General features: G+C 42.6%; 22 protein-coding genes, 1 other RNA gene and 5 pseudogenes. 10 read left to right on the top strand and 18 right to left on the bottom strand.

The window, feature by feature from the left end:
• Positions 1-32: 32 nt before the first annotated feature.
• From ppsA to ssrA, 6 genes are all read left to right on the top strand, one after another.
• Positions 33-2,417: a phosphoenolpyruvate synthase gene (gene ppsA / locus ACFI32_RS03365; protein ID WP_462625084.1), complete on the top strand. Its 2,385-nt coding sequence runs from the start codon at positions 33-35 to the stop codon at positions 2,415-2,417.
• Positions 2,418-2,520: 103 nt separating this feature from the next.
• Positions 2,521-3,450 (top strand): RDD family protein, encoded by a 930-nt coding sequence (locus tag ACFI32_RS03360; protein ID WP_462625083.1) that lies wholly within the window; start codon positions 2,521-2,523, stop codon positions 3,448-3,450.
• Positions 3,451-3,712: 262 nt separating this feature from the next.
• A complete protein-coding gene (gene rpsF / locus ACFI32_RS03355) occupies positions 3,713-4,099 on the top strand; it encodes a 30S ribosomal protein S6 (protein WP_462625082.1) in 387 nt (128 codons plus the stop codon).
• Between the two features lie 16 nt (positions 4,100-4,115).
• The gene (gene rpsR, locus ACFI32_RS03350) at positions 4,116-4,343 is read left to right on the top strand and encodes a 30S ribosomal protein S18 (RefSeq protein ID WP_007395263.1); all 228 of its coding nucleotides are present in this window, start codon (positions 4,116-4,118) and stop codon (positions 4,341-4,343) included.
• 24 nt (positions 4,344-4,367) lie between these two features.
• Positions 4,368-4,865: a 50S ribosomal protein L9 gene (gene rplI / locus ACFI32_RS03345; protein WP_462625081.1), complete on the top strand. Its 498-nt coding sequence runs from the start codon at positions 4,368-4,370 to the stop codon at positions 4,863-4,865.
• Positions 4,866-5,035: 170 nt separating this feature from the next.
• Positions 5,036-5,394: a transfer-messenger RNA gene (gene ssrA / locus ACFI32_RS03340) on the top strand.
• 83 nt (positions 5,395-5,477) lie between these two features.
• Here ssrA and ACFI32_RS03335 read toward each other — a convergent pair.
• The 15 genes and pseudogenes from ACFI32_RS03335 to ACFI32_RS03265 all read right to left on the bottom strand — a co-directional run.
• Positions 5,478-5,756, bottom strand: a pseudogene (locus tag ACFI32_RS03335) (site-specific integrase); the annotation flags it as partial.
• Positions 5,757-6,110: 354 nt separating this feature from the next.
• Complete coding sequence (locus ACFI32_RS03330) at positions 6,111-6,443, bottom strand: hypothetical protein (RefSeq protein WP_462625080.1); 333 nt, start codon at positions 6,441-6,443, stop codon at positions 6,111-6,113.
• A gap of 89 nt (positions 6,444-6,532) precedes the next feature.
• A pseudogene (locus tag ACFI32_RS03325) lies at positions 6,533-7,561 on the bottom strand (IS3 family transposase).
• A gap of 62 nt (positions 7,562-7,623) precedes the next feature.
• Positions 7,624-8,208 carry a hypothetical protein gene (locus tag ACFI32_RS03320; protein WP_462625078.1) on the bottom strand — a complete coding sequence of 195 codons (585 nt, stop codon included), beginning with the start codon at positions 8,206-8,208 and terminating at the stop codon, positions 7,624-7,626.
• 12 nt (positions 8,209-8,220) lie between these two features.
• Positions 8,221-8,724: a hypothetical protein gene (locus tag ACFI32_RS03315; RefSeq protein ID WP_462625077.1), complete on the bottom strand. Its 504-nt coding sequence runs from the start codon at positions 8,722-8,724 to the stop codon at positions 8,221-8,223.
• Positions 8,725-9,110: 386 nt separating this feature from the next.
• Positions 9,111-9,686: pseudogene (locus ACFI32_RS03310) on the bottom strand (RHS repeat-associated core domain-containing protein); the annotation flags it as partial.
• A gap of 126 nt (positions 9,687-9,812) precedes the next feature.
• The gene (locus tag ACFI32_RS03305; protein ID WP_462625076.1) at positions 9,813-10,298 is read right to left on the bottom strand and encodes a hypothetical protein; all 486 of its coding nucleotides are present in this window, start codon (positions 10,296-10,298) and stop codon (positions 9,813-9,815) included.
• 35 nt (positions 10,299-10,333) lie between these two features.
• Complete coding sequence (locus tag ACFI32_RS03300) at positions 10,334-10,720, bottom strand: hypothetical protein (RefSeq protein ID WP_462625075.1); 387 nt, start codon at positions 10,718-10,720, stop codon at positions 10,334-10,336.
• Positions 10,721-10,837: 117 nt separating this feature from the next.
• Positions 10,838-10,939: pseudogene (locus ACFI32_RS03295) on the bottom strand (RHS repeat-associated core domain-containing protein); the annotation flags it as partial.
• Between the two features lie 446 nt (positions 10,940-11,385).
• Positions 11,386-11,811 carry a hypothetical protein gene (locus ACFI32_RS03290; protein ID WP_462625074.1) on the bottom strand — a complete coding sequence of 142 codons (426 nt, stop codon included), beginning with the start codon at positions 11,809-11,811 and terminating at the stop codon, positions 11,386-11,388.
• Complete coding sequence (locus ACFI32_RS03285; RefSeq protein WP_462625144.1) at positions 11,789-12,439, bottom strand: RHS repeat domain-containing protein; 651 nt, start codon at positions 12,437-12,439, stop codon at positions 11,789-11,791. The genes ACFI32_RS03290 and ACFI32_RS03285 overlap by 23 nt, the downstream gene beginning before the upstream one ends.
• Positions 12,440-12,475: 36 nt before the next feature.
• A complete protein-coding gene (locus ACFI32_RS03280) occupies positions 12,476-12,973 on the bottom strand; it encodes a hypothetical protein (protein ID WP_462625073.1) in 498 nt (165 codons plus the stop codon).
• A gap of 15 nt (positions 12,974-12,988) precedes the next feature.
• Positions 12,989-13,387 (bottom strand): hypothetical protein, encoded by a 399-nt coding sequence (locus tag ACFI32_RS03275; protein WP_462625072.1) that lies wholly within the window; start codon positions 13,385-13,387, stop codon positions 12,989-12,991.
• A 35-nt stretch (positions 13,388-13,422) separates the two neighbouring features.
• On the bottom strand, positions 13,423-14,058 hold the full coding sequence (locus ACFI32_RS03270) for an RHS repeat domain-containing protein (protein ID WP_462625071.1): 636 nt from the start codon (positions 14,056-14,058) through the stop codon (positions 13,423-13,425).
• A gap of 104 nt (positions 14,059-14,162) precedes the next feature.
• Positions 14,163-14,317 (bottom strand): annotated as a pseudogene (locus tag ACFI32_RS03265) (IS3-like element ISPar1 family transposase); the annotation flags it as partial.
• 394 nt (positions 14,318-14,711) lie between these two features.
• Between ACFI32_RS03265 and ACFI32_RS03260 the strand changes: the two are divergent.
• A complete protein-coding gene (locus ACFI32_RS03260) occupies positions 14,712-15,398 on the top strand; it encodes a DUF421 domain-containing protein (protein WP_462625070.1) in 687 nt (228 codons plus the stop codon).
• Between the two features lie 178 nt (positions 15,399-15,576).
• On the opposite strand, the gene ACFI32_RS03255 is transcribed toward ACFI32_RS03260, so the two are convergent.
• Entirely contained in the window at positions 15,577-16,260 is a 684-nt protein-coding gene (locus ACFI32_RS03255; RefSeq protein ID WP_462625069.1) for an alpha/beta hydrolase, read from the bottom strand.
• Positions 16,261-16,602: 342 nt separating this feature from the next.
• On the opposite strand from ACFI32_RS03255, the gene ACFI32_RS03250 reads away from it, so the two are divergent.
• From ACFI32_RS03250 to ACFI32_RS03240, 3 genes are all read left to right on the top strand, one after another.
• A complete protein-coding gene (locus ACFI32_RS03250) occupies positions 16,603-17,400 on the top strand; it encodes a response regulator (protein WP_462625068.1) in 798 nt (265 codons plus the stop codon).
• Between the two features lie 21 nt (positions 17,401-17,421).
• Positions 17,422-19,188: a two-component system sensor histidine kinase CreC gene (creC, locus tag ACFI32_RS03245; RefSeq protein ID WP_462625067.1), complete on the top strand. Its 1,767-nt coding sequence runs from the start codon at positions 17,422-17,424 to the stop codon at positions 19,186-19,188.
• A 155-nt stretch (positions 19,189-19,343) separates the two neighbouring features.
• The gene (locus ACFI32_RS03240; RefSeq protein ID WP_462625066.1) at positions 19,344-19,550 is read left to right on the top strand and encodes a hypothetical protein; all 207 of its coding nucleotides are present in this window, start codon (positions 19,344-19,346) and stop codon (positions 19,548-19,550) included.
• A gap of 176 nt (positions 19,551-19,726) precedes the next feature.
• Here the strand turns inward: ACFI32_RS03240 and aroC are convergent, their stop codons facing one another.
• Positions 19,727-20,830, bottom strand: coding sequence for a chorismate synthase (aroC, locus tag ACFI32_RS03235; protein ID WP_462625065.1), 1,104 nt, complete (start codon positions 20,828-20,830; stop codon positions 19,727-19,729).
• 61 nt (positions 20,831-20,891) lie between these two features.
• Positions 20,892-22,070, bottom strand: coding sequence for a 50S ribosomal protein L3 N(5)-glutamine methyltransferase (gene prmB / locus ACFI32_RS03230; RefSeq protein WP_462625064.1), 1,179 nt, complete (start codon positions 22,068-22,070; stop codon positions 20,892-20,894).
• Between the last annotated feature and the right edge of the window lie 348 nt (positions 22,071-22,418).

Here is a 22,418-nt window from a genome sequence, read left to right as displayed (position 1 = left end):
CTTACTAAATAACCTTATTTTTTGGAGTTATCATGGCAACGCAATCTACAGCACTTGTAATCAATCTTGATAAACTGGGCAAAAATGACGTTGATACCGTCGGTGGCAAGAATTCATCGCTCGGTGAGATGATCAGCCATTTATCTGATTTGGGCGTAAGTGTTCCGGGCGGCTTTGCCACTACCGCTGACGCCTTTAACCGTTTCTTAACCGAAACAGGCCTGCTTGACAAGATCAATGCCGAGCTTAAGGATTTGGACGTTGATGATGTCAATACACTAACGGCGACAGGTAAAAAAATCCGTCAGTGGATTATCGATCAAGAGTTGCCAAAAGATCTTGAGCAAGAAGTTCGTCAAGCCTTTGAAGAAATGAGCGGCGGCGAAGACATCGCGGTAGCGGTACGTTCATCTGCGACAGCAGAAGATTTGCCAGATGCGTCATTTGCTGGTCAGCAAGAAACCTATTTGAACATTCGCGGTATTGATAACGTATTGATCGCCATTAAAGAAGTTTTTTCTTCTTTATACAACGACCGCGCCATCTCATACCGCGTACATAAAGGCTTTGAGCACGCTGGTGTGGCACTATCAGCAGGTGTTCAGCGCATGGTACGCTCAGAGACAGGCGCTGCGGGCGTGATGTTCACCCTAGATACAGAAAGTGGTTTTGACCAAGTGGTCTTCATCACTTCAAGCTATGGCCTAGGTGAAATGGTGGTACAGGGCGCAGTCAACCCAGACGAATTCTACTTATCAAAACGCCTACTCGCTGATGGCAAACCTGCAGTGATTCGCCGTAACCTTGGCAGCAAGCACAAGAAAATGGTCTATGGCGACGAAGGCAGCACAGCCAAATCGGTCAAGACTGTTGACGTTGAAAAGCAAGATCGCTTGCAGTTCTCACTATCTACAGAAGAGCTAACCTCTCTTGCTAAGCAAGCCATGACCATTGAAAAGCATTATGGTCAAGCGATGGACATCGAGTGGGCTAAAGATGGCGACACAGGTGAAATCTTCATCGTACAAGCACGTCCTGAAACCGTTAAGAGCCGTCAAGACAGCAACATCATGGAGCGTTATGTCATTGACACCACTGGCGCTAAAGTATTGTGCGAAGGCCGCTCAATCGGTCAGCGTATCGGCGCAGGTAAAGTGCGTATCGTCAGCGATCTAAACGAGATGGACAAGGTTGAAGACGGCGACGTATTGGTTTCAGACATGACAGACCCAGATTGGGAACCAGTCATGAAGCGTGCGTCAGCCATCATCACCAACCGTGGTGGCCGTACCTGTCACGCAGCTATCATTGCCCGTGAGCTTGGTGTGCCCGCTATCGTTGGTTGTGGTAACGCCACTGAATTGTTGGTCGACGGTCAAGACGTCACTGTGTCTTGCGCCGAAGGTGACACTGGCTTTATCTACGAGAGCCAAATTGACTTTGACGTACAGACCAACTCTATTGAGTCTATGCCTGATTTGGCCTTCAAAATCATGATGAACGTGGGTAATCCAGACCGTGCTTTCTCATTCACACAAATGCCAAACCAAGGCGTTGGTCTTGCGCGTCTTGAGTTCATCATCAACCGCATGATCGGTGTGCATCCAAAAGCGCTACTGAACATGAATACCCTACCACGTGAAGTGTCACAAGCCATCAGCGAACGTATTGCTGGCTACGCATCACCAGTTGATTTTTATGTTGATAAATTGGTCGAAGGTATCTCAACCCTCGCCGTTGCCTTTATGGATCAGCCAGTAATCGTGCGTATGTCTGATTTTAAATCAAACGAATACGCCAACCTACTTGGTGGCAAATTGTATGAGCCATCAGAAGAAAACCCAATGCTTGGTTTCCGCGGTGCCAGCCGTTATGTGTCTGAAAACTTCCGCGACTGCTTTGAGCTTGAGTGTAAAGCACTAAAACGCGTTCGTGATGAAATGGGCTTGACCAACGTTGAGATCATGATTCCATTCGTCCGTACCACCGATGAAGCAGCACAAGTGATTGAGCTACTTGAGAAAAATGGTCTAAAACGTGGCGAAAACGGTCTGCGCATCATCATGATGTGTGAGCTACCAACCAATGCCCTACTGGCTGAAGAGTTCCTAGAGTACTTCGATGGTTACTCAATTGGTTCAAACGATTTGACTCAGTTGACTCTCGGTCTTGACCGTGACTCTGGTATCATCTCACATCTGTTTGATGAGCGTGATCCTGCGGTTAAAAAGCTGTTATCTATGGCCATTGCAGCCTGTCGCAAACAAGGCAAATACATCGGTATTTGTGGCCAAGGCCCATCTGACCATCCAGATCTTGCGTATTGGCTCATGGAGCAAGGCATCACATCAGTATCGTTGAACCCTGACTCAGTGCTTGATACTTGGTTCTTCTTAGCTGGTGAAGAAAGCCAATAAGCTATAAAGGCCATAAAGTAAGCCACTTTGTCATTGGGGTCTGTTAAATCTTTAACAGACCCCCATATAATGATCTAAGATATGACTAACTATGTAGGCGACTATGCAGATTTTTCTTGCTCGAAATAATGTACAAGCCGGTCCATACCGTTTGGATCAGCTCAATATCATGCTCGCATCTGGTGAAGTACAGCTTGATGATTTAATGTGGCATGAAGGCTTTAGCAAATGGCAACGTATTGGAGATATAACGCAAAACCAGTACGTCTATCGCCCTGCTCAAGCGACGCCAGATGATCACTTGATCAACAACGTCACGGTATTTCCTGAGGACAGCACAACCACCAATAACACTCATGACCAAAACAGTGGCAAAGTGTCTACTGATAGACTCTATGGCAAGCCTGAGCGCAGTCGTGCAGACATGACCACCAATCGTCAGCATACCCCGCAAGGCAATGTGTCTTTGAGCAAGTCTGCTACGGATAAAGACAAAGTTATCGGTAATGTCGTGCTCGCTCCAATTATGTCACGAGTACTGGCTACAGCGCTTGATATGCTACTTTTGATAATAGCATTTTTACCATTAATGTTAGCCGTCAAAGACTTAGGCAATATACCGACAGACCTTCAAGATATAAACGCGGTAATTCAATATTCGGCAACCCTTTCAGAAAGTATTCCACAAGCGACACAGCTGACATCCAATGTTATGGTATTCGGTCTCATCGCTTTACAATTACTTTTTATTATCTTACGCGGTCAGTCACTAGGCAAGCTAATTACTGGCATTCGCGTCGTTGATCAAACTACCCATCGTTTACCTTCTTTCTTTAGATTGGTTGTTATACGCACTTTTCTATTGGCACTGATTTATATTCCTCTGTTTGCCTCACCTATCATGCTCATACTTTTGGTTATTAACTATTACATGGCATCAAAAAGTGCTGAGAATATTGGCTTACATGATAAGTTAGCAAAGACCTTAGTCGTTAAGGCAGACAACAGTCAGCTAAAGAAAAACGATAAATAGATCATATGCCGTTATCACCATAAGAAAGCGGTGCTCTGGCACCGCATTTTTTTTGCCTAAACGCCTTGCAGTCTTTATTTATTTCACTTATCGGCCATTACCGATAGATTGGCCTTTGTTTTTATTGACTGATACTGCTATAATACGGCGCTTTATATCCTAAGCCTTTACTCATATTTATATGGGCAACATTGGCTTACCTTATAAATCTCCTTGCTATCGACATTGGGTTGATAGCTGACTAAACCGTAAGGAGTCCATTATGCGACATTACGAAGTGGTGTTAATTGTACACCCAGACCAAAGCGACCAAGTGGTTGGCATGGTTGAACGCTACATCAAGTTGGTTCAAGACAACAATGGCATCATCCACCGTCTAGAAGACTGGGGTCGTCGTCAGTTGGCTTACCCAATCAACAAGATTCACAAAGCTCACTATGTTCTTTTCAATATTGAAACTGACGGTGACACTTTGGCTGAGCTTGAAGAGCTGTTCCGTTATAATGACGCGATCATTCGTAGCCTAGTCATGCGCCGTGACGACGCAATCACTGAAGAGTCGCAGTTAGCTAAGAATGCCGATGAAAAACGCGCACGCAAAGCTAACCGTCGTACTGACAACGACAACGACGACAACAGTGAAGACTAATTAAAGGAGAATACTCATGGCACGTTTCTATCGCCGTCGCAAATTCTGCCGTTTCACTGCTGAAGGCATCACTCACATCGACTATAAAGATGTTGAATTGCTAAAACAGTACATCAGTGACAATGGTAAAATCGTACCTAGCCGTATTACTGGTACATCTAATAAATATCAGCGCCAGCTGGCCACTGCTATTAAGCAAGCCCGCTACCTTGCGCTACTTCCGTATACTGACAACCATCAGTAATTGACGTTTATCTAGGAGTGACTCATGCAAGTTATTTTGTTACAGCGTATCGTCAACCTTGGTAAGCTCGGTGAAACTGTCGATGTGAAACCAGGTTACGGACGTAACTTTCTTATCCCTCAAGGCAAAGCATTGCCTGCTACTGCAGCTAACATTGAAAAGTTCGAAGCACGCCGTGCTGAACTTGAAGCTGAAGAAGCTGCAGAACTAAATGCTGCTCAAACTCGTGCTGACGCATTGACTGACGTTAACGTCATCATGCGCGCTAAATCAGGCGACGAAGGTAAGCTATTTGGTTCTATTGGTACTCGTGATATCGCTGAAGCATTGACCAGCTCAGGCTTAGAAGTTGACCGTTCTGAAGTTAAGCTTCCAGAAGGCGCGCTACGTCAAGTTGGTGAATACAACGTTGATATCCAGTTGCACCATGATGTAACTGCAAACATCCTTGTTACTATCTTGTCTGAAGATGGCGACGAAGATTTTGTTGCTCAAGACGAAGAAGACGATTCTGAAGCATAAGCTTTGGATGACCCTTTTAGGTCTTAAAAAAGCCAGCATAATGCTGGCTTTTTTTATGCCTGTCGTATAATTTGAACCCATGCTTTTTGCTCTGTGTTATGAAATGTAACCACCACCCATACGGCTATTGCCAAAACATACCTTTTGCCTATATAATACGTCGTTCTATTGGGGATGTTCTGGCTTCGACGCTGGTAACGAAACTCAATGATGCATGTCGAGAGAGTATGCCCTCTCGTTAATCAAGTATATAATGTAATAGTCGCAAACGACGAAACTTACGCTCTAGCAGCTTAAACCCTGCTTACTCAGTTGCTGATCACCTATAGTCGGTTAACTCAGTTGAAGCGCACGCATATAGGTTCGCCACAAGTGGTTGTCTCAACCGCTTGGGTTCAAACTTAGAGACTCGCCTAATCCATCCTGACTGTCGGATCGGTGCAGGCTAAAACCAAAGACAGACCCTAAACATGTAGAGTCATGAGTGTAGTATTGGCGGACGCGGGTTCAACTCCCGCCATCTCCACCAAATATATTAAATCAAGTCAGTCACTTAGGTGGCTGGCTTTTTTTATGGCAACTTTTAAATTTGAACATCATTCAAAAGCCGTTTTAGTCTGTGATCAACTTAGATATTTCTATCTTGTTTTGGTCGCCATGTATCCAGCGTCTATATCGCTTTATGAGCATCTGCAAGCTATGGCTCAGCTGATTGGCCACAAAAACAGGATTGAGCCCTGCCATCAAAAGCATAGTCGCGTAAGTATGACGCGTATTGTATGCTGGCCGATGCCCCACCCTTGTTCCCTTCATTGCTTCAGCAATCCTGTTACGTGCAGGCTTTTCATTAAAAAGCGGCTGGCTCGTTTCTGGGCATATCATGACATAGTCATTACTGAGCTGTACCAGAAGTCTTCATTATTTGGATACTCATTATTAAGCTTATAGACAGCTTCACTATCAGTAAAATTATCTAACAAGCCATATCTATTCACATTAATAGGTATACTACTATCGAAGCATAGCTTTCCAGATATTCCCTCTGATAAATATATAGGATATATGCCATCAGTAAATGCTGACCCAGACCCCATTTCAACATTCCATCCAACGAAAACTAAATGACTTAACATCTCTTTATAGATTGTTTTGAAAAGTATAGGCTTGGCTCCCAAAAAATATCTAGTGGTCCAGCAATGGAATATAGATATAAATGATAATCGTATATTTATCCAGCTTACTGGGCTACTTATACATATGTTGAATCAAAGTATTAGGACAGTCGTTTATTCTACCTGTTTCGTCAATTCCCAAACTACCGCCATAAACCATAAAGAAGCTTCCTAGTAACATTATGACTGCACCCTCTCTAGAAAGCTGTAAATGAGAAGTTTCTTTTTTAGGCAAAAGTCCCCCTTGTAGTAATAAAAACGCACAAACACCTTGTACTGAAAAACCTAAAATAATTAGCCACCATGCTGGTTTACAGTATGTAGAATCGACGAAAACGACGACGAAAACGAGTATTAAAACATTCACTACAATTGTAGATATTACTAATAAAAACTTTTTACTCACAATCACAACTCTCTTCTTTTATATCCCACACCTTCGAGTATCCTGATCCCTGCCGTCAAATCCGTACAACTAAACTTGGGAGATTTTAGTCACGCAGCTTGACGGTAAAAGTCAAACCACACCTGTCTTGGCGATTTATAACCTAGATTCTTTTGAATCCTCGTTTGGTTATAGTACAGCTCAATATAGCCAATGATATCGCTGATCGCTACAAACCTTGTCTTATAGTCTTGGTGATATACCAATTCATTTCTCCTTGCGGAGCAGTGCTCCTCACCCGAGAAGCTTTCTATCGGAGCATTATCAAAGCAGTTGCCACGACCACTCATCGAGGTTGATGGCATAGCCGACCAGTTCTTTAGTGTACAAGTCTTTAACGCCTGCCAAGTATAACCAACCCTCATTGGTCCAGATATAGGTGATGTCACTGACCCAAGACTCATTAGGACGCTTAGTATCAAACTGCTGGTCGAGCACATTTGGATAAACCATTTTATTATGGTTTGAGTCCGTGGTGACTTTAAAGCGTTTGTGGCGACGGCATTTGATACCATGTTTTTCTTTGATACGTCTGACCATATATAGGCTAATATCATGTCCTTGCTCTATCAGCTTTGCGTGCAGTCGCTCAACACCATAGCGCCCACGAGTTTCACTGTGAGCAGCTCTGACAAGTAGCTCACAATGGTTGCGGTGTATCTGCTGTTTATTAAGATCACGACTCAGCCAATCGTAGTAGCTCGACGGCTTAATGCTTAATACACGGCACATAGTGGCGATACTAAAAAGCAGCTGATTATCTTTGATAAAGGCATACTTTACGGGCTGTTTTTCGCGAAGTACGCCGTCGCCTTTTTTAGAATTTCGCGTTCCTCCTCAGCAACTTTAAGTTGTCGCTTGAGCTGCTTTATTTCTTGAAGAGCTGTCATAAGATCAGGTTCATATTGTTCTGTGCCGATAAGCTTGCCTTGGTTGGCTTTATTGTGCCAGTTTGATAGCGTTTGCATGGCGATGCCAAGCTGCTTTGCGATCGCTGAAATATTGCCGTTGTTATCCGCTATTTTCTTGACAGCTTCAGCTTTAAATTCGTCACTGTAGGTTCTTACTTTCTTAGTCATGATAAACTCCTTGTCGAGTCGCTAGTTTACCAAGTTCAGTTGTACGGTTTCTTCAGCATAGCTCAATCTATCTTCTTATCTGTATAGAGGCTATAGACGTAAAAAGGTGAATCTGCTGGTGTTCTTTGATTGGTATAACTCAAGAAGTCCCAAGCTACATTGAAGCTTTCAAATAAACCGTGTTCATTCAGATGCTGTAAATAATGCTCTCTACAATAGACAAGTTCTATATCTCTGTAACCACAGTTTGATAATCCACTCAATGTGCCACCATTGGCAATATCATATCCAAGAAATATTAAATCTTTATCAACAGGTTCTGATCGATATTCCATTGCCCATACTTCAGTTGGAACATAGTCTAAAAAGTGCAAATAACTTGCAGTTAACACTCTATTTTTTTCTGTAATTCTATAACCTGTTAAATCTATAAGTCTTTCTTTGTCACGCCATTTAATGTAGTTATCCATCCTTTCTTGTTCAGATAACTCATCGAAAAAATCATAACTTTCCTCCCAAACATTACTATCTACTGACTTAGGTAGCCTAATATGAGGGTCTATTAAAAACTGCAATCTTCGTTCATTAGTCCATTCGCAATCATCATTAAGCATATGTATAGAATAGCCCATTAAAATGGTATCCATTTTTAATTCACCTTATCTTGAAAATTGTTTCGATAATGGCCCATACCAACTGGGCTTAGGAGCTGGTGGCACGGCTACTTTCAAGCTTTTCCAAAAAAAATTACAGTTGTTTGGTTTTTGATTCATCTGAGACATGTTGAAATGTGGAGCAGGCTCATAGCCAACAGTAACATGAATACCAAGCGCTTGTGCTGCTCTAACACCTCCTATTTTATTATGAGGACTAGAATCTGCGGGATCAGGACGATAACCTATAGTACCTTTAACTGGATTACAAGGCGGAAAGCCCTCTTCTGTACAAGTATTCTCATCAGCTTTAGTCTCTGCACTCGCATCGTCAAACGCCTGACTAATTGCATATATACCAAGAGAATTGATGGCAAGTCCAATAGCCTCTCCAACACCGCAGCCAACAGGACCCGCACCAGCACCAACGGCACAGCCTGCTAAAGGATTCAGTCCATCAGAATCAACAAACCCAAGCGGACTAGCTCCCACATACCCATAGGTATTCAAACTCCCACCAAGCCTGATCCCCATGTGAACATGCTCACGAATTACGATGTTGACTATTTTGTCTTTCAACAAAATATATAAAAATTATTGATATAGAGTTTAAGGTTAGAGAAATTAAACTGTCATATATATTATATTGAATCCCATCATCGGCTGTACTTAAAATATTAGGTAAACATACTAGCGAAAGCACAAATATATAAAAAATTACAATCCTAGTAAAAATTATTTTTGGGCGCAGTTTAATTATTAGTACGAAGTATATTGTATAAATAATTGTAGTGAATAATATAACTGTTGATGTATCCCCCCATGTATCACGACTGACTAAAATACTGAGTGTTATAAACATATAAGAAAGAAGTAAACAAGCTATATGTTTATTATTATGCAAGGAAACAGATACTTCCTTCACAGACTTGACGCCAATCCTTTTGTCGCGATCCATCTAGAGTTCCTTCAATTTGTGCATCTGTAGCTTCTTGACTATAGGGTGAGGTTTTTCTAACTTTTTTTGGTAGAAACTTCATTGCATTATGTAGTGCAATACCTCCAAACATTAGTATTGGGTTTGTTCTTCCCGATGAAACTTCAGAGTAAGCTGTTAAGTAGTTTTCGCATGGTCTGGCTACTTTATCATTCCAACCTATGCTCCAACGTAATTTTTGGGCTGAGTAAAGAGCCTTATCCGCATTGTAATTATTTTCTTGCATTAGATCACAGACGCACTTTTTGACACTTTCGCTTAATAACCCATATGCATCAATATAGCTCAAAGGATTACTATGAACATAATTATAAGGATTAGTGCCATCAGTCAATCCTAAGGGATCAGAAGTGACATACCGTCCTGTTTTAGGATCATAAAAGCGGTAATAGTTGTAAAACAATCCCGTTTCATCATCCGCATATTGCCCCGCCATACGCAGAGGCATTTTTATCGTAGCGATGCTTGGCGCGTTTGTCCCAAACGCAGCGCCCTCTCAACGCCAAAGTACCGCATTGTCTTTATCTGTTACTGCCCTTGGCTTACCCAAATGATCGCTATGGATTTATAATACCTCGCATTGCTTATAAGCATATGGCGGTCAATCAAACAAGCTTATCTCAATATATTTCCCTTTTTTATCAACAACTAAATTCAACGGCATTCCTACTTCGTCAAGACACCCTATTTGACTTTTGATATTCCAAAACTTTGCTAGATCATGACGTCCTATTTCAAGATATTTATTCTCTAAAAAGTCGCAGGCATAAGGTTCATTTTCATAAGCAGCTAAGTCTATCAAGAACGCTGCTAATTTTTTATCAGGAATTAGATACTCATTGTTGATATCAATAAGCTGCCTGGCAATATGCCATTTACTATGAATAGCGCCTACGGCAACTTGATCACAAAAAATATTTAGGCATTCGTAATATATTTCTTTCGATGAAATATCGAGTATATTTAAGTCTCCAAAAACGTAAGAGGACAAAAGTAAATCTGCCATCAGCTCATTTGGATAAATACCCTTGGGCTTTATAAAGGTAATCTTATTCATTAACTCAGCTCTATCGACAATCTCAAACATGCTAATCTTCATATGCTAATACCTCTTAAGCCTTATTATCTTACAAAAAAATTATTATTATTTGCTTCAGTAGGATTTGGTTTCTTAGGAGCTTTCGTTTCTGCCCATCTTCTAGACTCCTGTGGCACATAGTTAGAGCAACCAGCAAACCAAGCTTCCATTATTAGACCATTTAATGTTTTTCTCTCCGCTTCATACTTATCTTGATGTCCTTTCCAAGAGCCGTGTCCATCTGGATGAGGCGTTTTTTTAGCCTTAGTAGCTAAGTTGTGCTCATCTAGTAACATTAAGTAATATCTTCTTCTAACTACGCCAGTTTGTGCAAGAATTTGATCTATTATCATCTGGCACTTACTGTCAGGACAAGTATTTTCTTTAGCTTTAGTATCGGTAGTATCTTTTGAGTTAGTAACACTTTGCATCCATGTTCCTAAGCCACTTAAAGCATCGCCTACAGCTTGACCACAGTCAACGGCATAACATATTACTCCTGCTGCTGCAACACCAACGCCTATTGTTAAAGCGAACTGCCCATCAGGATCAACCTTGGATAAAGAATTACCATGGACATAATTATAGGAATTAGTGCCATCCGCTAGACCTAAAGGATCAGAGGTTACATATCGTCCCGTCTTAGGATCATAAAAGCGATGCTATTTATAAAACAATTCCGTCTCATCCTCCGTATACTGTCCCGCCATACGCAGAGACTTTCTTCATGCCTACGCTACTGGCGCTTAGCTTCGGTTTCATGATAGTAGCCTTATGTATGTTGATAAGGCTATTGTCGCAAAGATAAATGGCTTGTCTGAGGCGTGTTCCGTGGTTTGGAGGCGTAAAAAAACCCTACTCAGATGCAGGGTTTTGTTAAGGGTCTTGCTTAGTATATCTACGATATAGAGATTTTAGAAAATTACTCAGTAGAATTTTCTGGCATGTATACTTAAAACGAGAATGAAGCAGACTATGATGTCTCAAGATAACAACAAAAAACGACCACTTAGAACAGTCTGTTATAAGTGGGCATTTTATGGCTTATTGAATCTATTTGAGTGATCTCAGTGGGGTATACTTATAATAAACTATTTTATTCAATACAATCCCCATCGCCTTTATATCTTTCTGCAATATAGCCTTTATCTTTAGGGGCTTCACAGAACCAATACTTATATCCATCTGTTGGTCTAATAGCAACTCCTTCAACTACATTATCATCGTCAAAAAATATTAAAATAGTCCAAAACCAAGTTAAACCATCTAGCTCTGTAGGTGGAATTATATATATACTTGAGGTTTTTTCATGTACTTTGAATTTTTTACCTTTAGTATAATTTTTAACAAAATTTTCTACAGTCGCTCTTGATTGTCCCACATTAACTTTCTTATATATTTCTTCAACTTCATATCTAACCTGACTTTTTGATTGAGGTAAAAATAACAACAATCTATTATGGTCTAAATAAAGAAGTATTGAAAATAAAATTAGAAAGCTAATCACAATATTCGCCATCACATTCTTTGCATTCCTTTCCTGCATAGGCATATGTTACCCCTACGTTGTTGGCTCTAATATCATCAATACTGAACTCTCCATCTGTCTTAAAATAATCCACAGCTTCTTTAAGAACTCCAACAGAAGGTGCGAAGGGTAAACCAACCATACATTTGATAAGTACACAACTAGCATAGCAATGATGTTTTTTATCGGTATCATTTGAAAGTAGGTCATCATTTACAGCATTAGTAGTTTCAAAGTTCTGCCCTAAGACAAAAGAATACAGACTGCAAGCTCCTAACCAAGTAGCCGTCCCAACTCCAATTCCTATAACTACAGGTGACTTTCCTTTTGGATCAGTTAACTTTAAGGGGTTGTTATCTGCATAAGCGAAAATATTTAAACCACCTTTCAATCCAATTGGATCATTTTCCACATACCGTCCAGTTTGGGGATCATAAAACCTAAAATAATTATAAAATAGCCCAGTCTCATTGTCTCTATATTGTCCGGCCATTCTTAAAGGCATTTCGATAGCATCTATCTGTCGAGTAATATCACCAAATGCATCACCCTCCCAACGCCAAAGTACCGCATTATCTTTATCTGTTACTGCCCTTGGCTTACCCAAATGATCGCTATGGATTTGTAATACCTCGCATTGCTTATAAGCATATGGCAGTCAATCAAACAAGCTTAGTTCAATGTATTTCCCTTTTTTATCAACAACTAAATTTAACGGTACTCCAATTTTATCAAGACACCCTATTTGATTTTTGATATTCCAAAACTTTGCTAGATCATGACGCTCTATTTCTAAACAATGTATTTCTAAAATATCACAAGCGTCAGGCTCGTTCTCATAAGCGGCTAAATTGATTAAGAATTCAGCTAACACTTTGTCAGGCTTTAAATATCTATTTTCTACGTTCATTAGTTGCTCTGCAATATATCGCTTGCTACGAATGCCTCCTATAGCAATTTGATTACAAGCAATTTTCAAACATTCGTAATAGATATCTTCTGACGACATACTTGGTATCGTCAAATCTCCGATAACATAGTAGGACATGAGCACGTCTACGATGAGTTCATTTGCAAAAATGCCTTTCGGCTTCATGAAAGCAATTTTATCCATCAGATCAGCTTTATTAGCTATTTTAAGAATGCTAATTTCCATACATTAATACCGTCATTATTCGTCCATTTGGTCATCATCTATGTAATGAACCATAACAGCCTTTCCTTCTGCTAAAAGCCGAGCATCATCTAGAGATTTAACTGTCATATAACAATGTGATAATTCCGTACCATCAGTAGGTGGATCTTCATCAATATCTAATTCAGGATTAGCATTCATTATTGATTTAACTTTTCTTACTCCTAAACAATGTAATTTAGCTTTCTGGTTATAGTAGCGCGTACCTTCAGCTCCTGCTTCGTTTATAGACTTTATTTCTTGATTAATCTTATCTATAAGTTCTTCGTCAGATACTATCTGGTATAAATAAAAGTCTTCAAAAACTGGGAATTCAGTTTGATTACCTTCAACTACTTCTATTACATTAATAAAGCTGGCAACTACCCAAGTCATTATTTACTCCTTAAAAAATAAATGTATGTATAAAGCTATTTTTTCCTATCATTTCTGTTTTTACCATCACAATTATAGCGTTTTAGTGCTATTTTAATTTTTTTGCGCTCGTTAGTATTTTTATTTGAATCGTATAATTTTTTCAAAAACTTACATGGATCTTCATCGCCACATTCTTTATATTGGATCATACGAACATATTCATTATCCACATTCTTCGTTCCACCCTTACTCATTGAGCTACAATTGTTACAAGTGTTTTCTTTTAATCTATTAAACTCGTCGTCGATGGATATATCTATCGCAATTGTAGCTAAAATGCCAATAGTGTTAATCGCCAAACCTATGGTATAAGGATTCACAATTAGAAAAGCGAACTGCCCATCAGGATCAACCTTGGATAAAAAATTACCATGAACGTAATTATAAGGGTTAGTACCATCAGTCAATCCTAAGGGATCAGAGGTTACATAGCGTCCCGTCTTAGGATCATAGAAGCGGTAATAGTTGTAAAACAATTCCGTCTCATCATCGGCATACTGTCCCGCCATACGCAGAAGCATTTTTATCGTAGCGATGCTTGGCGCGTTTGTCCCAAACGCATCACCCTCCCAACGCCAAAGCACGGTATTGTCTTTGTCCGTTACCGCTCTTGGCGTTTTATAGCCCAAGTCTTTCTTAATTCTCGTTCCACTGCGAGCACAGATATTGCCTTTAGCGCTCGCTGAACCAATAAGCTAATGTTACCTTGTGGTCGACAATGTACAATTAACCTTTGGCTAGAACGCTTAGCATCAAAGTGCTGATTTAGTATGTGTGAATAGACAAGCTTATTGTGCTCGGAGTCCGTGGTGACTTTAAAACGCTTGTGGCGACGGCATTTAATGCCATTTCTTTTTTAATACCTCTGGCCATATACAAGCTAATATCGCGGTTTATCCAGTCGTAATATCTTGATGGCTTAACATTTAGTAATCAGCACATGGTGGTGATGCTAAAGAAGTGTTGGTTATCTTTGATAAAGGCGTACCGGATTAGCTGTCACTGCGGGCATAGCCCTACGTCTTGCATCACTAAAACAGTCTCCTACACTGTTTCTTAATGTTCCTCATTGGCGAAGTACGCCGTCGCTGAAATATTGCCATGATTGTCTGCTATCTTCTTAACGGCTTCGGCTTTAAAGTCTGTACTATAGGTTCTTATTTTATTGGCCATGATAAACTTCGATCCATACGCTTAGTTTACCACTACACATCTCCTCTTGTTATTGCGTGATGTACTTGGCTATATTGTGCGGCTAATACCATAATAGGCATGCTCATCAATGAATTTAGTAGATATTTTTTTATACGATACAACCTGGGCATTTGCTGCTGAAATTGCTGTTCGTGTGATCGTGATGTTTGTGCTGATCATTGGTTTTTTGCGCTTTACAGGTAAGCGCGGTGTACGCCAGTTATCCATATTTGAGCTGACTATTATTCTATCCCTCGGCTCTATCGCTGGTGATCCAATGTTCACCAAGGAGCTGCCGATTATCCAAGCTATATTGATTATGAGCTTAGTTATCGCTCTATATCGCTTATGTACATGGCTGATGATGAAGTATCAGCTTATTGAAGACTTATTAGAAGGCAGGTCATTGTATATTGTCGAAGATGGCAAGCTGGTGCTGGAAAAAATCGACAAAGGAAAGATGTCACATGATGAGTTCTTTGCCGAGATGCGCCAGCAAGGCATCGAGCATTTGGGACAGGTGCGCGTTGGGCTATTAGAAACCGACGGTACGTTTAGCATTTTGATGTTTGCTGATAATGAAATACGTTATGGATTACCCATATTTCCTAAGGCTTACCAGTCAGTGGGAGAAGTCAAAGCCCAGCAGCCATACGCTTGTATGTATTGTGGTTATGTGGAGCATTTGCTGTCAGAACATAATGCACCTTGCGAGCGCTGCGATGAAAAATGTTTGGGCTGGGCAGAGGCGATCAACACCAAGATTGTACGTTGATACATTGGATAGTTTTTGGCACATTTAACAGATTTAGCGATAACAATATTACGCTTCTTATTAAAAAATAAGGACAAATTTGCTATCGCTCAAATCACACATCACTAGCAGTACTACTAACAACCACTATGGCAGTAGATACTCTTGACTATTAATAAACATATCTGTAACTACTGTATTACCCAAGAACGTTATTCAGCCATTTACCGATATCTTGGATTTGCGGCATACAAACTTGATGCGCCATCGGGTAAGTTTGATAAGTGACCTCGTAGCCTTTTTTGGATAGCGTATCGTACGCTTGCTCGCCTAGCATCACTGGCACGACAGGATCATGACTGCCATGCTGAATTAAAATCGGCAAGTCTTTGTTGGCTGCGCTATAGCTTAACTGCTCATTGGTGGCGAGATAAGTAGAGAGTGCCATCAGTCCTGCCAAACGCTGCGGGTAGGCAAGCGCGGTATGATAAGCCACTGCCCCACCTTGTGAGAACCCCGCAATGACGATATGCTCAGGGGCTACGCCGCGCGCGATTTCACGTTCAATCAGCGCGCCAATCTGCTGCGCTGATATTTCAATTTGAGCCACATCGATTTTGCGCTCAATGCTCATCTCTAAGATATCGTACCATGCTGGCATGATCATCCCACCGTTGACGGTAACGGCACGTTTGGGTGCATGTGGGAAAACAAAACGGATACCATATTCAGGATTGAGACCCAGTTGCGGCACAACAGGCTCAAAATCATGACCACTCGCGCCTAAGCCATGTAGCCAAATAACCGCACGGTCGATAACCTTTTGCTTAGGGTTGTGCTCGGTAATAACGCATTCTAGGCATTCTAATAAATAGTCACTCATGTTATGTCCTTTCATTCTGACAAATTGACGTTTACTATTAAAGCCATTGGTACCACCAATGAAGCAATAGCATTTATAGGTGTCTGTGCAAAACCAGCAGTATACTATACCTCGATAAGGACTGGCGACTGCTACTCATAGTCTCTACTCGCCATACACAAGCACCGTTTGAGTTCAGCCGCGTGATTCATTGATTTTTCACAGCACTGCAGCTGCCCACTGATTTTATCTATCGGCTTTTATGTTAGGATAACTGACAAGTGTTTGGGTAGCTATCAATCTATACTTTATGACTATTGCTGCCGCCATTTATCTATCTTAACCACAGAAGTCACAACGCTCATGACCCATATTTTATTGGTAGAAGACGATCCTGCCATCGCTACCTCATTAAAAATCACCTGTAAACGCGAAGGCTGGCAAATAACGTGGCTAGATAATGCCCATGATGTCTTACCCTTTTTACAGCATGAGCCAGCGCCCATACTGTCGGCCGTTATTTTGGATGTGGGTCTACCAGATGGTGATGGCTTAAGCTTATGTCAAGATATCCGCCGCGCGCCTGATATTGGCGATCTAAAAGACTTGCCAATTGTGTTTTTGACAGCACGCAGTGAAGAAGTAGACCGTATTTTAGGGCTTGAGATGGGCGGTGATGATTACTGTACCAAGCCGTTTAGTCCTCGGGAACTAGTCGCACGATTAAAGGCCATTTGGCGGCGTGAGCAGTTATTTTTACAACAAGCGAGAACCAGTACACCGAGGGACGATGCGCCGAATCAAGATGCATCGGGTAACGGATCGGGACAAACCTCAACCGAAACTCAGGTGGTCAGTTTTCATTGTCGCTCGGGGCTGTGGCATTATCAGCCACTTAACTATTCTTTGCTGTGGCAAAACCAAAAATTGGATCTGAGTAATACGGAACGCAAAATATTGCTGACGCTACTGCAAGCACCCAACCAAGTCTTTAGCCGAGAGCAACTGCTCAATGCGGTGAGCGACTATCCTGATCACCGCTTAGCACGTACCATTGATAGCCACGTCAAGTCCATTCGCAAACAACTGGCGTGCGTTGATGACAGCATTGATGTGATTCATACACACCGAGGGTTAGGCTATGGACTTTGTCCTGCCTGATGCTAAGGAGTAACCACGTCGATGTCGCCTGATAATGCTCCTTCGTCTGCGTCTGTAGGTGACCAAAAGCGCCTTGCCAAGCCAGAGGCTGCCAATTGGTACGCCAAGTTGCATCCTATTGGCACCTCACCGCAGCAAACGCCAGCACCCAAGCGCCTGCTGAATCTGAGTATATTTTTTCGGATTTGGCTGGCAGTTGCTTTGGTATTGTTACTTTGCGGTATGGCGGTGTTCTCGCAGCTATTTGGTTACGTCAAACCCACAGCGCAGCAAGTGATTGAAGACACGCTCTCAGATACCAGTCATTTACTAGCGGCAAGTTTGCAAGCACCAATGCAAACCAAGCAGTTATATGATGCCGATTATCAGCAGCAGCTTGATGCCGCTTTTTTGGGTGGGTCATTGGCAAATGTCCAGCCAGCTGCAGATACGCCACCTATCGATGTCTATCCAGCCGAAGGCGTAGACAGTCGCTTTCGGGTTTATGTGACCGATGATCAAGGCATGGTAATCTATGACTCACTGCCGACACCTAATAATGCCGAAGGCGAAGACTATAGCCGCTGGAATGACGTCTATCTGACCTTGCGCGGCAAATATGGAGCCAGAAGCACCATACAAGCATCAAACCCTAACGACACCGTCATGTATGTGGCGCAGCCTATTCGAGATAATGCAGGATCTCTGGTTGGTGTGGTCAGTGTTGGCAAATCAGTCTCTAGCGTACTGCCCTATTTAAATAACACCCGTGAGCGAATGCTGATTACCGCGCTGCTAATGAGTATTGCCGCGCTTACTCTTGCAGGGCTTGTGGCATGGTGGCTCAAACAAAGCATTACCTTGGTGACCGAGTATACTGGCGCATTGGCAGAAAACACCAAAAAACCCTATTTTTATCTTGGCTGTGAGCTTAACAGCCTGACCGATACTATCGAAACCATGAAACATCGGTTAGAAAATCGTGCTTACGTCAATGATTATGTCCATACCTTAACCCATGAGTTAAAAAGCCCACTAACGGCCATTCGTGCCAGCAGTGAGCTACTTGAGGACGATGGACTCGATAATGAAGATCGGCACATGCTCAGTCAAACCATCAGCGAACAAGCGCTGAAAATGCAACAGCTGATCGATCGCTTACTATTGCTGGCAACGGTTGAGCAGCCAACCTTTAAGCTCAACCGTGAATTGCTACCACTATTGCCGCTACTCAACAGCTTAAGTATTGATAATAGTGCCAAGCTACAACAGCAGCATTTGCCGCCCATTGCTATTTATATCAATGATGTGCCGCTATCTGCTAGCACGCATCAGCAATATAACAATGCAACCACTGTTTTTGCTGACTCTTTTTGGCTGATACAAGCGCTACAAAACATCCTCGACAATGCCATTTATTTTGCAGCAACCACCGTCACTATTCGCCTTTACACCTCAGCATCCATGGTCACCCTTGCTATCTTTAATGATGGCAAATTGCTGCCCGACTATGCGGTGGACAAAGCCTTTAATCGATACTTTAGTTTGTCACATCAAAGCAATCAGCAAACAATGTCACAAACAACAGCGCAATCACCATCAAAAAACAGTCAACGTAAAAAAGGCACAGGATTGGGTCTGACGCTGGTCAAACAAGTGATCGAGCATCATGGCGGGTCTGTTGGTATCAGCAATATGGCAGCAGATGCCATGTTCGCACGGGACGCTGGCGTACAGGTCACTGTAAGCTTACCGATAGCCAAAACAAAAGCTAAAATCAATAAAGCAGAACAGCAAACGCCCGCCTGATTCATTGGTTTTTCATACTTTTTGCATCGGTTTTATATACCACTGCTTTAGGATAAGACAATCAAAAAAGGAAAGGATCAAAAGGCGCCATCACCAGAAGACTTTTGATCTGCTTTTTTTAATCGATTTCATCATTATCCAAAAGGTATCCGCACATGGCATCATCAACATCAAGCTGGCTTGGTCATAGCCGCAGACACTGTCTACACACACTCTCAGCACAAGGCATCGACAGTATTCCCTTTGGTCACTGGCTGGCCATTCCCAGCCAGCAAGTACTGCTTGTTTTTCGCAACCAGCAGTGCGTGGCGATAGATCAGCATGCACTGTTATCAGACCGTAGCGACTTGCAAGCCGCTTAACCAGCAGCACATGACCAAGTATAACTATTAGGGACACGCCCTAAAAACCCCTGAACATTTTTGAGTGACTAAGCCGCGCAAAAATATTCAGGGGTTCGTTTTAGGGCTAATAATTTTATGTTCACTTATCCGGTCTGTTATAAGGCCTCACAAGACCGCACCATTAGCACATCACGTTAATTGATGGCACTCACAGGCGGCTTAACATCGGCGTTTTGACCACGGTGGCGCAAATAGTGATCCAGCAGAACAATGGCCAACATGGCTTCGGCAATGGGTGTGGCTCTGACGCCGACACATGGATCATGGCGACCTTTGGTCAACATATCGACAGCATTGCCTTCAGTATCGATACTCTTGCCCTTAGTAGTGATACTAGAGGTTGGCTTGAGCGCAATACTGACGCAAATGTCTTGGCCAGAAGAAATCCCACCCAAAATACCGCCCGCATGGTTGGCTGTAAAGCCATCTGGTGTCATCTCATCACGACTACGATGACCGAACTGCTCGGCAACTGCCATACCATCACCGATCTCAACCCCTTTAACTGCATTGATACTCATCATCGCGTGCGCAATATCAGCATCCAAACGATCAAACACAGGCTCACCTAGGCCGACAGGTACACCGCTGGCGATGACTTCAAGGCGAGCACCGCAGCTGGTACCTTCGCGGCGCAGTCTGTCAATCAAGACCTCAAAACGACCCACAGCTTCAGCATCAGCGCAGAAAAATGGGTTGCTGTTTACAAAGTCCCAATCAATTTGACTTGGGTCTTTGACGTGGCTGTGCTCAGTACCGATTTGGGTCACATGGCCGCGTACCTGTACGCCCAAACGCTCTTGTAAGTACTTTTTGGCAATGGCTCCTGCCGCAACGCGCATCGCTGTTTCACGGGCTGAAGAACGGCCGCCGCCGCGATAGTCGCGAAAGCCATATTTCATGCTGTAGGTATAATCAGCGTGGCCAGGACGAAAGGTGTCTTTGATATCACTATAATCTTTTGACTTTTGATTGGTGTTGCGAATGAGCAATCCAATCGATGTGCCTGTGGTTTTACCTTCGAACACACCAGAGATGATCTCCACCTCATCTGACTCGCGGCGCTGGGTTGAGTACTTTGAGCTGCCGGGTTTGCGTCGATCCAAATCCGTCTGCAGATCGTCAGCGCATAGCGCAAGGCCGGGCGGTACGCCATCGACAATGGCCATCAAACCCGCGCCGTGCGACTCACCGCAGGTTGTCACACAAAAAAGTTGTCCAATACTGTTGCCTGACATGGTTATCCTTAAAATAATACCGTCTATAGAGCGCAGTAGCCCCGTTGATTATTGATTACACTTATTGCTGGCTGGCATCTAGCAGCTGAACATAATGGGCAAATTTATCACGGTGCGCCATCAACTCATCAAAGGTAATGGCAAAGATACCATGACCACCGTTAGCAAATTTGAGCCAGTCAAATTGAATATCAGGGTAAGCTTGGCTCAGCGCCCACTCACTATCGCCTACCTCACACACCAGCAGACCCTCAGGGCTGAGATAATCTGGCGCTTCAAATAAGATATGATGTACCAAGGTTAGACCGTCTTGCCCTGCGGCTAAGGCATGCTCAGGCTCATACAAAAACTCAGGAGGCAGATCCGCCATAATAGCCGCATCTACATACGGTGGGTTGGTCACGATCAGCTCATACTGATGATCGGCTGGCAGTTTGGCGAACAAATCGGACTCGATCACATTGACCTGATGGCTCAGTCCGTGATGCTCGACATTGACCGCCGCTACTTCAAGCGCGCCTTTATCAATATCAGTGGCATCGACCATAGCATCCACAAAACGCGTCGCCAAGGCAATCGCAATACAGCCAGAACCAGTGCACAAATCCAAAATATGCTCAGGCTGGGACAATTGTTTCATCTCAAGACCATGATCAAAAAACATCGCTGACTGATCATTCGGTTTTGTGCCCAAAGGCTTGGCCAACTCATTGACATCAAAATACGGATAAAACTGTTGACGGATCAGCTCAGCGATAGGCGATCTTGGAATCAGGACGCGCTCATCAACATAAAATGGTAACTCACAAAAATAAGCCAAGTTAATGAGGTAACTGAGCGGCTTGCGCTCAGCGATACGCTCTTCTAGCAAGCCAAGTACCGCCTGCTTTTCAGAATCGGTCAAGCGGCAATCCAATATCTGCTCATTGGCAGCCCAATCTAACGACAGCGTATGTAATACAATCGCTGACGCTTCTGCAAACTCATCTGTCGTACCCTGCGCCACCACCACATCGTAGTTACGCAGCTGGGTGACTGCAAAACGGATAAAATCTCGAATGCTAGACAGCTGAGCTCTGGCTTCCTCAAGCTCAGCATGCAACGTGGCAAACTGATCCTGCTCAACCAACTCATCAGCGTCTAGTATTTCATCACCATCAAGCGCTAAATCATGAGCCTCTTGACCGCTAAAATATTGATTTTGAAACTCTTCTGCACTTATGGTCTCATGATCTGACATATCGCACCTTTTAATTACGCACCTGATAAGCACGTCTAATGGGTTAAGTAATAGGCTATTAGCGCATTATAGACATAAACATCAGAGAGCGCCAACCACTGTACATATTAGTTCCACTTGCCAGCCACCATCGCTGCGCGCTTAAAATCCAAACCGTTTCAACCAATGTGCTTATCTATTCGCTAGAATGCCTCTCCAAAACCTTTCTTTACTGGGTTTTTGCGCAATATAAGCGTCAAATCCTGACCCGATTCTCACCCTATTGTAGTGAATACGTCAACAAGCACACTGCAGCATTCAATAATAACCAAAAGCTGAGACAAAAGTTTGCGAAGCGCCAGAATTATG

Source organism: Psychrobacter sp. PSi21 (assembly GCF_054960615.1).
Note: the sequence above shows the minus strand (reverse complement) of the source record. Positions and strands in the feature narration are given on the sequence as shown.